We start from the raw sequence: 11,744 nt of genomic DNA on the forward strand, positions 1-11,744 counted from the left end.
GCACGGAAGTCCGAGCATCACCCTCGTCTCGCGGATCGGAAGACCGATGCGGAGCGGCGTGGCCGAGGGGGCGGTGTGGCCGAGGGGGCGGTCCGGTCCGGCCGGCGGGGCCGGTGTCGGCTACGCCGTGAGGATCGCCCACCAGATGAGCAGCAGGGTGACGAGGAACCCGGCCAGCTGGTTGACCCAGAGGAACCTCTTCCAGCCGCGGGTCGCGGCATCCGCCGTCTCATCGGTCACATCGCGGAACGGCCACACGGTGACGAGGTACGGCACGACGACGAGCGCCGCGAGAGGGCCGGGCCACGTCGTCGGGAGCATGAGCAGTCCTGCGGCCGCGTAGGCGGCGAGGGCGAACCACACGGTCCACCGTGCGCCCCGTGCGGTGGCGATCGAGGCGATCCCCGCGGCGCGGTCGGCCGCGACGTCCTGGACCGCGCCGAACGCGTGCGAGGCGATGCCCCAGAGGGCGAAGGCGGCGATCACGAGGCCGAGCTGCCAGGTCCACGTCGCACCCGCGAGCACGAGGGCGTACACGGCGGGCGAGAAGAAGTGGATGCTGCTGGTCATCGAGTCGGCGAACGGGCGCTCCTTGAGCCGGAGCGGCGGCGCGCTGTAGAAGACGACGAAGAACAGGCTCAGGGCGAGCACGAGCCACGACAGCGGGCTGCCGACGATCACGAGGTACACCACGAACGGCAGGCACGACAGAGCGGCCGCCCACAGCGTGATCGGGTGCATGCGTCGATCGAGGACGGCCCCGTGGGCGCCTCCCTTGCGCGGGTTGCGCAGGTCGGACTCGTAGTCGAAGACGTCGTTGATGCCGTACATCGCGAGGTTGTAGGGCACGAGGAAGAACAGAGTGCCGACGATGAGGGTCGCATCGATCTGCCGCGTCGTGAGCAGATAGGCGGCGGCGAACGGATACGCGGTGTTGATCCAGCTGACGGGGCGCGACGAGACGAACAGCTCGCGCAGCACCCGTCCGGGACCGAGGGCGGCAGGCGCGGTCATGCGGTCACCTCCTGTCGGCGGGGGAGGAGCGTGAACACCGCGGGCACGAGGAAGGCGGCGCACAGCGGATACGAGAAGTCCTCGAGGGGGGCGAGGCCGATCCTCAGACCGCTGAGGTGCTCCGCCGGGTAGGTGAAGAGACCCGCCGCGATCATGAGGTTGTCGAATACGGCGGTGAGCAGGAGCAGCACCGCGGCGGAGATCCCGGATGCCGCCATCCGCCGCCCGAATGCGGGGCGACGTGCGGTCAGGAGCGTGACGACGACGGTGACGAGCAGGAAGGGGATCACGAGGAGCGGATACGTCATCGGGCGGCCTCCTGCTCGACGCGCGCGCCGGAGGTGCGGCGGGCGAGCACGCGCTCCGCGGCGGACCACACGACGAGCCCGAGGTAGCACAGGAACGCCAGGAAGAACGGCTCCTCCAGCGGCAGCTCCGGTGCGAGGTCGACGCCGAGGAGCAGAGGGCTGTCGCCCTTCACGAACACGCCGAGGGCGATACCGGCCGCATCCCACGCGAGGAAGAACGCCGTGCCGATCCCGACGGCGACCGCGGTGCGCCAGGGCGCTGATCGCAGCGCGAGCCGGAACCTCAGATCGAGCGCGACGATCCCCGCGGTGGAGATGAGGATGGCGAGGAGGTAGAGCCCCGGCATCCGTCACGCCTCCGCAGCGACGGGTTCGGGCAGGGGTCCGGGAGAACGGTCGCCGCGCAGTCGCTTGACGACGAGCTCGGCGGAGATGAGGCACATCGGCAGGCCGATGCCCGGAAGCGACGACGAACCGGCGTAGTACAGATCACGCACCTTCGCCGAGGCGTTGCGCGGACGGAACAGCGCACTCTGACCGAGGGTGTGCGCGAGGCCGAGGGAGTTGCCTCGCCAGGCGTGCAGGTCGGCTTCGAAGTCGCCGGGGGCGATCGTACGGCGCACGATGATGCGATCCGCCAGGTCGGGGATGCCGCACCACTGCGAGATCTGCGCGATGACGGCGTCGGCTGCACGTTCGATCGTCTCGTCGCCCGCGCCGTCGACACCGCCCCGCCCGAATGCGGGCTCGGCCGGCATCGGGACCAGGACGAACAGGTTCTCGGCGCCGTCGGGGGCCACCGTGTCGTCGGTCGCGCTCGGGCGGCAGATGTAGATCGAGGCGGGGTCTGGGATGCTCGGGTCCGCGCCGAAGATGTCGCCGAAGTTGCGCTTCCAGTCCTCCGCGAACAGCAGAGTGTGGTGGGCGAGTTCGGGCAGCTCGCCGCGCACGCCGAGCAGCACGAGCAGTGCTCCGGGGCTCGGAGTGCGCCGCTTCCACCACGACTCGGGATACGTGCGCAGCTCGGGCGGAAGCAGGGCCGTCTCGGTGTGGTGCAGATCGGCGGTGGACACCACGATGTCACCGGCGAACTCACGTCCGTCGGTGAGGAGCACGCCGGTGGCGGCGGCATCCGTCGTGAGGATCTGAGCGACCTCCGCGCCGGTCTCGACGCGCGCGCCGCGGGCGACAGCGAGGCGCTCGATCGCCGCGATGACCTCCGTGAAGCCGCCGCGCGGGTAGAGCACGCCGTCGTCGAGGTCGAGGTGGCTCATGAGGTGGTACAGCGCGGGCACACCGAAGGGCGACCCGCCGAGGAACACGGCCGGATAGCCGAGCACCTGGCGCAGTCGCGGATCGCTGAAGCGCTGCGCGATGTGCGTGGCGAGCGGACGCGTCAGCAGCGGCGCGAGCGTGGGCAGGCGGCGCACGAGCGCGGGATCGAGCAGACCGCCCAGCGTCTCGTACGTGTCGTAGAGGAAGCGGTTCACCGCGAGCTCGTACGCGTCGCCCGCCGAGTCGAGGTAGGCGTCGAGGCGAGCGCCCGCGCCGGGTTCGACCGACTCGAAGAGCGCCGTCGCGGCATCCCGACCCGACTCGATCTCGAGCGCGTCCGCGAGGTTCTCGAAGTACACGCGGTACGCGGGGGAGAGGGGCACGAGGTCGAGCTCGTCGGCTGACGTGGTGCCGAGCATGCGGAAGAAATGGTCGAACACCTCGGGCATGAGGTACCAGCTGGGGCCGGTGTCGAAGCGGAAGCCGTCCTGCTCCCACGAGCCTGCGCGGCCACCCGTCTCGGAGCGACCCTCCAGGAGCGTGACGTCGTGACCCTCTTCGGCGAGCAGTGCGGCGGTGGCGAGCCCGGCGATGCCTCCGCCGATGACGATCGCGGTCATGCGGATCTCCTCTCTGCGGAGCGCGCGCGACGAGGCGGGCGTCCGATCATCGCTCGTGCGGCGATCGCGGCTTTCACGGGGTCGGGCACGCGCACCCGGCCCTCGTGCGGGCGGCGCAGTCGCGCCGCGAGCTCGGCGAACAGATCGTGTGCGACAGTGACGGCTCGCCGGCAGTCGGCGGGGAGCGACGGGATGACGGCGGCAGCCGCATCGAGATCCGCATCGATCTGATCCAGCACCTCGTCGCGGGTGTGCGAGCCGTCGCGGAGGCCGAGGTAGTCGCGACCCAGGACGTCGGCGTCGTCGTGCAGGTCGCGGAGGAAGTTGACGTCCTGGAATGCCCGTCCGAGGCTCCGTGCTCCATCGACGAGGCGCGCGTCGGCCGGTGCAGGGCGCGAGGACCCGGCGTTGAGGAACGCCTGCAGGCACATGAGCCCGACGACCTCAGCGGAGCCGTACACGTACGCGTCGTGCGAGGCGTCGTCGTGGTCGGCGACGTCGAGGTCGGTGCGCATCGAGAGGAAGAACGGCGCGATGAGGTCGTCGCCGATGCCGCACTCGCGAGCCGTGCGGGCGAAGGCGTGCACGACGAGGTTCGCGCTGAAGCCCCGGGCGACGGCGGCGGCGGTCTCGGCCTCGAGCTCGTCGAGCACCGAGCGGGTCTCGTCGGGGGTGAGGCCTGCTGCGGCCGCCGGACCGTCGACGATCTCGTCGGCGACCCGCACGAGGGCGTAGATCGACTGCACGTGCGGCCGCACACGCGGTCCGAGCAGACGCGAGGCGAGCCCGAAGGAGGTGGAGTAGCCGGCGATGACGACGGATGCCGCCTCCCGCGCCGTGCGGTCGTACAGGGCGATGCCGGTGAGGGTCACGGGCTCCGCTCCGCGATGCTGACCGCGAGGCTGCGGACGAGCTCCCGAGCGGGCTCGGGGAGCGGGCCCGCGCTGGCGGTCGCGTCATCCAGTGCGTCTTCGATGAGGGAGAGCAGGCGCGAGCGCGCCCCGCTCTCCTCGAGCGCCTGCTGTGCTTCGCGCACGGCGACGGGGCCCGTCCAGGCGAGGGAGAGTGCCTCCGTGACGCGCGGCCAGGAGGCCGTCTCGCGCGCGAGACCGACGAGGGGGGTGAGCTTGGCCTCCCGCAGGTCGCCGCCCTCGGTGCGGCCGGCCTGCGCGGCCGTTCCGAAGGCGCCGATGAGGTCGTCGACGAGCTGGAACGCGAGTCCGAGGAATCCGCCCGCGCGTCGGAGCGACTCGAGCTGGGCGGGCGTCGCCCCCGCCAGCAGGGCGCCCGCGCACAGGGGCGCGGTGAAGGAGTAGACGGCGGTCTTGTCGTGAGCGGCCGCGAGGAGCGAGTCCGTGTCGGCGTCGTGGGCTCCGACGGCGTTCTCCACGTCGGCCAGCTCACCGGCGGCCGACACGAGCACGGCGTCGTCGAGCAGTCCGTAGAGCCCTTCACGCACGTGCGACGACAGGTCGGCGAGGGCGATGAGCCGAGCGGCCTCGTGGAGCAGCAGGTCGCCCGCGAGGATCGCCGCGGCTTCGCCGAGCAGCGCGGCACCGGCCTCGTCGGCGCCGCGGGCGAGTCCGCGGGCGCGGAACTCGCCGGCCACGTTCGGGATGCCGCGACGCTCGATGTCGTGGTCGATCACGTCATCGTGCACGACGAACGCCGTGTGCAGCAGCTCGAACGCGGCGGCGACCGAATACAGGGCCGGTGCGTCTTCGAGATCTCCGCCGAACGCCTCGAACGCCGAGGCCACGAGCGCCGGGCGGAATCTCTTGCCGCCCTGCGCGGCCCGCGCCGTCGCGTCCGCGAGGGCGGTGAAGGCTCCGCCGAGTGACCCCGCGCGGCCGCGGATGCGCGAGAGCGCCGCTTCGATCGCGTCGTCGATCGCCACGCGGGCGACGGGGGGCGGGGCCAACGTGCTCACGACGCCCGTCTCTCCTGGGTCGCGGGGGTTCCGAAGAGGCCGAGCTGCTGGGCCTGGAGCACGAGCCACGGGCTGAACGCCCACGGTGTGGCGACGAGGGAGGTGGCGAGGGCCTCGGGGTCGACCCACTCGGCGTCGACGACCTCGAGCGGGTTGAGGACGGGAACGTCGTTCGTGCGAGCGGTGTACACCGGGCACACCTCGTACTCCACGATGCCGCTCGTGTCGATGGCGCGATAGCGGAACAGCGGCAGCGCCAGCTCGATGTCGAAGAGCTCGATCCCGAGCTCGTATTCGGCGCGGCGGCGCACGGCCGACAGGACCGGCTCGGCGGGACGGGGGTGACCGCAGAAGGAGTTGCTCCACACGCCGGGCCACGTGGTCTTGCCGAGCGCCCGACGGGTGACCAGGACGCGTCCTTCGTCATCGACGACGTGGCAGGAGAACGCGAGATGCAGAGCGGTGTCGGTGCCGTGGACGCTGCTCTTGGGGGCGGTGCCGATCTCGTTCCCGAGATCGTCGAGCAGGACCACCAGCTCTACCTCTGTCATCTGTCCTCCTCATTCGCTAGTTTATCTAGCAATCGATTCTGCACGATGATACATAGCCGGAGGAGGGGGTGTCCACGTGGTCGACCTCGCACGGGCGGCAGCGCCCGCCCGCCGGACGCCGCGGTCGTCGCACGATCACGCGGTGATCGAGGTGCTGCAGTCGATCCGCGCCCTGAGCGACGCGATGGAGCGCATGCACAGCGGCATGAAGGGCGACATGGACATGAACGCCACGGATGTCGCGGCGCTGCGGATGCTGATCGTCCGCGAGCAGCGCGGCGTCTCCGTGAGCCCCCATGACCTCGCCCGTCATCTGCGCATCTCCTCCGCGTCGACGACGAAGCTCCTCGACCGCCTCACCGAATCCGGACACGTGGAGCGCCGGCCCCATCCCAAGGATCGACGTGCTCGCGTCGTGGCGCTCACCGACGCCTCCCGCGCGCTGTTCTTCCAGCACTTCGGCGAGCGGCTGCGCACGATGCGCGAGGTGGCGAGCGGATATCAGGAGGACGAGCTCCGCGTGATCGCACGCTTCCTCGACGAGCTGAGCGGCGCCGTCGACCCGGAGTGAGCGCTCCCGCGCAGGCGGATCCATTGCGGCATCCGAGGATCGGCGGGAGGATGCCGCCATGATCTCCGGCGAACTGTGGGGAGCGCTCGGCGTGGAAGCCGCGCGTGGCGTACGCGCGGTGCTGCGCGAAGCGCTGGATGACGGCGGTCTCGCCTCGGTCGGGACGGTAACGACGACCCTTCCGTCCGCCGCGCTGCGGGGCGATGCCGATCTCGCGGTGGACGCGGCTCTCATCGACGTGCGGCCCGTCACCTGGCGCAGCGGCTCGTCTCCCGCGGACGAGCGGGTGATCGGCGTCACGTACACGTTCCTGGTGTCGATGGAACAGGCGAGCAGCGCGCCGTCCGACGATCTCGTCATCCGCGCGTTCGGTGCGATCGCGGGAAGGCTCGCCGAGCGGCCGGTCCGCCTGTACGTCTCGCCGACGCTGGGTGCCCTGGGGGCGCTCGTCTTCACGCGTGGCGATCTCGGTCTCGCAGACCAGGCCGCGGTGTTCACGGCATCCGGTCAGTCGTTCGCCCGAGCCGCCGTCTTCCATGTGCGGGTGTCGCGCGGGATCGGCGAGCCGGACATCCCCGCTCCCCGCGCGCTCCCCGGCGTCGTGGCGTGGCAGGGGGAGCGCCGGTTCGTCGTCGTCCACGGAGGCACCCCGCACCTGCGCCGCGCCGTCGCGGAGGCGATCGCGGGCAGCGCGACGATCGCGCACGTGGATCTCGGGCAGGTCGAGAGCGCGTGGATCGGGGAGACCGAGAAGGGCATCGCCGCAGCGCTGGACGCCGTATCCGCGACCGGCGCCGTCCTTCTCTTCGACGAAGCCGATGCGCTCTTCGCGCGGCGCACGGAGGTGCGCGACGCGCACGACAGGTACGCGGCGATCGTCGTCACGACGGCCGACGGGGGCCTGGCGAAGGAGCTCGCCCGCCGGGGCGCCGAGGTGGTGGATGCCGGCGATGGCGACCCAGCCCGCTGACCCGTGATAGAGTTTTCTCTTGTGACGCGGGGTGGAGCAGCTCGGTAGCTCGCTGGGCTCATAACCCAGAGGTCGCAGGTTCAAATCCTGTCCCCGCAACGAAAAGAAGAAGGCGTCCCTCACGGGGCGCCTTCTTCTCTTGCCCTGCGGACCCCGCGCGGCTTGCCCGGGAGCCCTCGGTGGGGCAAGGATGAACGCATGCCCGACCGTGCACGCGACGACCTCGACGACGGGCGTCGCGAGACCGAGGACGAGCGCGCCGACCGCAACTGGCTCGAAGTGCTTCAGGAGCTGCGCGTCCTCCAGACCGGCACCCAGATCCTCACCGGCTTCCTCCTCGCCCTCGCATTCCAGCCGGCGTTCGCCGACCTGAGCGAGGGGCAGCGGGCCTTCTACCTCGTGCTCGTGGTGCTGTCCGCGTTGAGCGCCATCATCGCGCTCGCGCCCGTCGCGCTGCACCGGGCGCTCTTCCGCGGCCGCGCGAAGCCGATCGTGGTGTCCTACGGGCATGCGGCGCTGGTGACGGCCCTCGTGGCGGTCGCAGCCTTGCTGACAGGGGTCGTCGGCTTCGTGTTCGACGTCGTGGTGGGCGCCGGGACGACGTGGGTCGCGGTCGCCGCACTCGGCGGAGTGCTCGTGGTGCTGTGGGTCGTCGTGCCTGCGTTCGTGCGCGCACGGCACTACTCGGCGGAGACCCGGCGATGACCGCCGTGGCCGTCGCGCAGTTCGCGCCATCCGCCGACGAGGAGGACAACCTCGCCGTGATCCGCCGGCTGACGGCGACGGCCGCGGAGCGCGGAGCGCGCGTGGTGGTGTTCCCCGAGTACGCGAGCTATTTCGTCGACCCCTTCGACGCATCGCTCGCCGAGCACGCGCAGGACCTGGACGGGCCCTTCGCGGCCGCCCTCACGGCGTTGGCGGCACAGCACGACGTTCACATCGTCGCGGGTCTGGTGGAGCATGCCGATGACCAGCGGCGCGTGCGGAACACGGTCATCGCCGTGAGCGCCGCGAGCATCGTCGCGCGCTACCGCAAGCTGCACCTCTACGACGCCTTCGGACAGCGGGAATCGGACTGGGTCGAGGCGGGCCGGTCGGGAGAGCCCGAGACGTTCGAGGTCGACGGTCTGCGCTTCGGCCTGATGACCTGCTACGACATTCGGTTCCCCGAGGTGGGACGCCTGCTCGCCGACGCGGGTGCCGAGGTGTTCCTCATCCCGGCGGAGTGGGTGCGCGGTCCGCTCAAGGAGCACCACTGGCGCACGCTGGTGCAGGCGCGCGCCATCGAGAACACGGTGTTCGTCGCGGCGGCCGACCATCCGCCGCCGCTCGGCATCGGGTGCTCGATGATCGTCGATCCCCAGGGCGTCGAGATCGCCGCGATCGGAACAACGACGGATGTCGCCGTGGGCCACCTCGATCCCTCGGCCGTCGAGCGGGTTCGGCGGGTCAACCCCGCGCTGGCTCTGCGCCGGTTCCGCGTCGAGGCGAAGGACTGATCCGGAGGGTCAGGTGAGGGCTGCGAGCCGGGAGGCCGCATCCTCGAGCACCTCGACGCGCTTGCACGCGGCGAACCGCACGAGGCCGGCGTAGTCGCCGCGGTGCTCGGGCGTCACGAAGGCCGTGAGCGGAATCGCCACGACCCCGGCACGCTCGGGGAGTTCGCGGCAGAAGTCATCGGCATCCGTCGCACCCAGGGCAGTGGCATCCGCGACCGTGAAGTACGAGCCGGAGGGCGTCGACACCTCGAAGCCGGCGGCCCGGAGCCCGACGCCGAGCAGATCGCGCTTGGCCTGAAGGGTGGCGGCCGCCCCCGCGAAGTACTCGTCGGGGAGGCGCAGGCCGGTGGCGATCGCCGGCTGGAACGGCGCGCCGTTGACGTACGTCAGCCACTGCTTGACCGCGACCACGGCGTCGATCAGATCGGCCGGACCGGAGACCCACCCGATCTTCCATCCCGTCGTGGAGAAGGTCTTGCCGCCCGAGGAGAGCGAGAGCGTGCGCTCGCGGGCCCCCGGAAGCGTCGCGATCGGCACGTGAGGCCGGTCGAACACCAGGTGCTCGTACACCTCGTCCGTGACGATCACGACGTCGTGCGCGTGTGCCAGGCGCACGATCTCGTTCCGTGTCTCGGCGGAGAACACCGCACCCGTCGGGTTGTGGGGATCGTTCACGACGATCAGGCGCGTGCGGTCGGTCACGGCATCCCGCAGGCGATCGAGGTCGGGCTGGAAGTCCGGCCAGCGCAGAGGCACGGTGACCAGTCGCGCGCCCGCCAGCCCGGCGACGGCGGCGTAGGCGTCGTAGAACGGCTCGAACACGACGACCTCGTCTTCCGGGCCGTCCACGAGCGCCAGGAGGGTCGCGGCCAGGGCCTCCGTCGCTCCCGCCGTCACGAGGATCTCGCGTCCGGGGTCCACCTGCAGTCCGTAGAAGCGCTCCTGGTGCTCCGATATCGCCGACAGCAGATCCGGGATGCCGCGTCCCGGCGGGTACTGGTTGACGCCGCTCGAGATGGCCTGGCGCGCCGCCTCGATCACTTCGGGCGGTCCGTCCTCGTCCGGAAAGCCCTGACCGAGGTTGATCGCGCCGGTTCGGACCGCGAGGCCCGTCATCTCCGCGAAGATGGTGGGACGCGTCGATCCGTCCGGACCGATGAGTCCTGCGCCTGCGGCGGCACGGCGCCACGCGCCGGGAATGTCTCGCATCCCGCACACGCTACTCGCATAGGGCCATCCCATCCGGAGCATAAGGAACGCACAGCAACGCGGGGCATCGTGGGTGATGCCTGGTCAGAAGGAGCACATGATGAGCGACACTCAGGGCGACCGCCCCGCCGACAACACCCCCGACGCAGCCACGACGCCGGATGCGGAGACGCAGCCGGTCGCGCCGCCTCAGCCCGCGGCGCCGACGCCGCCGGTGCCGCCCCTCGCGGCGCCCGCTCCTGCGCAGCCGGCCTCGGCGCACGCGAACGCCCCGCAGGCATCCGCCCCGCCGCAGTCGGCGCCCGGCGGATGGCAGCCGCCCCAGGGTGCCGCACCCCAGAATGCGCGCCCGGCATATCCGGCGAGCCAGCCCGCCCACCCCGGGCACGCGCCCCAGGGGTACGGTGCTCCGCGCCCTCAGGGGTACGCCGGACAGCCGTCGCAGCCGGGAGCGCAGCAGTACGCGTCGTCGTTCGGCGCTGCCGCACACAATCAGACGCAGCCCACGCTCCCCATCGGACCGGCCACGGGCGCCGCTCCGACGGTCGCCCCGGCGGAGAAGAAGAAGTCCGGCGCCGGGAAGGTCGCGGGGCTCCTCATCGCCGCCGCTCTCGTGGGCGGGGCGGCGGGCCTCGGCGGCTCCGCGGCCGGTGTGGCTCTCTTCACCCCCGCCGCATCGTCGCCGGCCGCCGGGCCCTCGACGGTCACGGTGAACAACGACGACTCGGTCAACCAGACGACGGCGATCTCGGCGAAGGTCGTGCCGAGCGTCGTGACGATCTCCGCCTCCGACGGCTCCAGCGGCGGCACCGGCTCGGGCGTCGTCCTCACCGAGGACGGCTACGTGGTGACCAACACGCACGTCGTGACGCTCGATGGGGCCACCGCCGATGCGGCGATCCGCGTCACCACCTCCGACGGCAAGGTCTACGACGCCACGATCGTCGGCACCGACCCGACCTACGATCTCGCGGTCATCAAGCTCGAGGACGCCGAAGGTCTCACCCCGATCGAGTTCGCCGATTCGTCGGAGCTCAACGTGGGCGACCAGACGGTCGCGATCGGCGCCCCGCTCGGACTGTCGAACACCGTCACGACCGGCATCGTGAGCGCCCTCAACCGCTCGATCGAGATCGCGTCCTCCGCGGTGCCCGACACCGAGTCGCAGCAGGACGGCGACACCGGTCAGCCCGAAGAGGGTGACGGCGGCGGATTCCGCTTCGACTTCGGCCAGGGTCAGAGCCAGCAGCAGCCCACGAGCTCGATCTCGATCGCGGTGATCCAGACGGACGCCGCCATCAACCCCGGGAACTCGGGCGGAGCGCTCGTCGACGCGGAGGGCAAGCTCATCGGCATCAACGTCGCGATCGCCTCGGCGGGATCCTCGTCGGGGCAGGCAGGATCGATCGGCGTCGGGTTCTCGATCCCGTCGAACGTGGTCCAGCGCATCTCGGACGAGATCATCGAGAACGGCGCAGCGACCCACGGCCTGCTCGGCGCCACGGTGCAGGCCGCGGCATCCGTCGAAGGCTCGACCATCACGGGCGCCTACATCAAGGAGATCACCCGCGGCGGGGCGGCGGATGCTGCGGGCCTCCGCGCCGGCGACATCGTGACCTCGTTCAACGGGTTCCCCATCACCGACGCCACCGACCTCACCGCTCAGGTGCGTGCCGCCGCGGCCGGCAGCGAGGCGAAGCTGACGTATGTCCGCGATGGAGAGTCGACGACGGTCGACGTCACGCTCGGCGAGCTTCCCCAGTAGTCGAAGGTCCAGGACGCCACCCCGCGATAGGC

At 71.2% G+C, this 11,744-nt stretch carries 13 protein-coding genes and 1 tRNA gene; 6 read left to right on the plus strand and 8 right to left on the minus strand.

Annotation, left to right across the window (positions count from 1 at the left end; all coding sequences use genetic code 11):
- Positions 1-120: 120 nt before the first annotated feature.
- The 7 genes from B0B14_RS04655 to idi are packed head-to-tail and all read right to left on the minus strand — an operon-like array spanning position 121 to position 5,698.
- The gene (locus tag B0B14_RS04655) at positions 121-1,014 is read right to left on the minus strand and encodes a prenyltransferase (RefSeq protein WP_076680319.1); all 894 of its coding nucleotides are present in this window, start codon (positions 1,012-1,014) and stop codon (positions 121-123) included.
- Positions 1,011-1,322: a lycopene cyclase domain-containing protein gene (locus B0B14_RS04660; RefSeq protein WP_076680320.1), complete on the minus strand. Its 312-nt coding sequence runs from the start codon at positions 1,320-1,322 to the stop codon at positions 1,011-1,013. Before B0B14_RS04660 ends, B0B14_RS04655 begins: the two co-directional genes overlap by 4 nt.
- Positions 1,319-1,669, minus strand: a complete 351-nt coding sequence (locus B0B14_RS04665; protein WP_076680321.1) for a lycopene cyclase domain-containing protein — start codon at positions 1,667-1,669, stop codon at positions 1,319-1,321. The genes B0B14_RS04660 and B0B14_RS04665 overlap by 4 nt, the downstream gene beginning before the upstream one ends.
- A 3-nt stretch (positions 1,670-1,672) precedes the next feature.
- Positions 1,673-3,217 carry a phytoene desaturase family protein gene (crtI, locus tag B0B14_RS04670; protein ID WP_076680322.1) on the minus strand — a complete coding sequence of 515 codons (1,545 nt, stop codon included), beginning with the start codon at positions 3,215-3,217 and terminating at the stop codon, positions 1,673-1,675.
- Positions 3,214-4,089 carry a phytoene/squalene synthase family protein gene (locus B0B14_RS04675; RefSeq protein ID WP_076680323.1) on the minus strand — a complete coding sequence of 292 codons (876 nt, stop codon included), beginning with the start codon at positions 4,087-4,089 and terminating at the stop codon, positions 3,214-3,216. Before B0B14_RS04675 ends, crtI begins: the two co-directional genes overlap by 4 nt.
- Positions 4,086-5,147 (minus strand): polyprenyl synthetase family protein, encoded by a 1,062-nt coding sequence (locus B0B14_RS04680; protein ID WP_143733620.1) that lies wholly within the window; start codon positions 5,145-5,147, stop codon positions 4,086-4,088. Before B0B14_RS04680 ends, B0B14_RS04675 begins: the two co-directional genes overlap by 4 nt.
- The gene (gene idi, locus B0B14_RS04685) at positions 5,144-5,698 is read right to left on the minus strand and encodes an isopentenyl-diphosphate Delta-isomerase (protein ID WP_076680324.1); all 555 of its coding nucleotides are present in this window, start codon (positions 5,696-5,698) and stop codon (positions 5,144-5,146) included. The genes B0B14_RS04680 and idi overlap by 4 nt, the downstream gene beginning before the upstream one ends.
- 76 nt (positions 5,699-5,774) lie before the next feature.
- On the opposite strand from idi, the gene B0B14_RS04690 reads away from it, so the two are divergent.
- The 5 genes from B0B14_RS04690 (at position 5,775) to B0B14_RS04710 (ending at position 8,738) form a co-directional block, all read left to right on the plus strand.
- Positions 5,775-6,269 (plus strand): MarR family winged helix-turn-helix transcriptional regulator, encoded by a 495-nt coding sequence (locus B0B14_RS04690; protein WP_256714258.1) that lies wholly within the window; start codon positions 5,775-5,777, stop codon positions 6,267-6,269.
- A gap of 58 nt (positions 6,270-6,327) precedes the next feature.
- Positions 6,328-7,239 (plus strand): AAA family ATPase, encoded by a 912-nt coding sequence (locus B0B14_RS04695; protein ID WP_076680325.1) that lies wholly within the window; start codon positions 6,328-6,330, stop codon positions 7,237-7,239.
- A 25-nt stretch (positions 7,240-7,264) separates the two neighbouring features.
- Positions 7,265-7,338 (plus strand) — tRNA-Met (locus B0B14_RS04700).
- A gap of 99 nt (positions 7,339-7,437) precedes the next feature.
- Entirely contained in the window at positions 7,438-7,944 is a 507-nt protein-coding gene (locus B0B14_RS04705; RefSeq protein WP_076680326.1) for a DUF6328 family protein, read from the plus strand.
- Positions 7,941-8,738: a carbon-nitrogen hydrolase family protein gene (locus tag B0B14_RS04710; RefSeq protein WP_076680327.1), complete on the plus strand. Its 798-nt coding sequence runs from the start codon at positions 7,941-7,943 to the stop codon at positions 8,736-8,738. The genes B0B14_RS04705 and B0B14_RS04710 overlap by 4 nt, the downstream gene beginning before the upstream one ends.
- Before the next feature lie 9 nt (positions 8,739-8,747).
- Here B0B14_RS04710 and B0B14_RS04715 read toward each other — a convergent pair whose 3' ends face one another.
- Complete coding sequence (locus B0B14_RS04715) at positions 8,748-9,947, minus strand: aminotransferase class I/II-fold pyridoxal phosphate-dependent enzyme (protein ID WP_076680328.1); 1,200 nt, start codon at positions 9,945-9,947, stop codon at positions 8,748-8,750.
- Between the two features lie 100 nt (positions 9,948-10,047).
- On the opposite strand from B0B14_RS04715, the gene B0B14_RS04720 reads away from it, so the two are divergent.
- On the plus strand, positions 10,048-11,712 hold the full coding sequence (locus B0B14_RS04720; protein ID WP_076681276.1) for a S1C family serine protease: 1,665 nt from the start codon (positions 10,048-10,050) through the stop codon (positions 11,710-11,712).
- Positions 11,713-11,744: the final 32 nt, after the last annotated feature.

Source organism: Microbacterium sp. RU33B, from assembly GCF_900155915.1.
GTDB lineage: Bacteria > Actinomycetota > Actinomycetes > Actinomycetales > Microbacteriaceae > Microbacterium.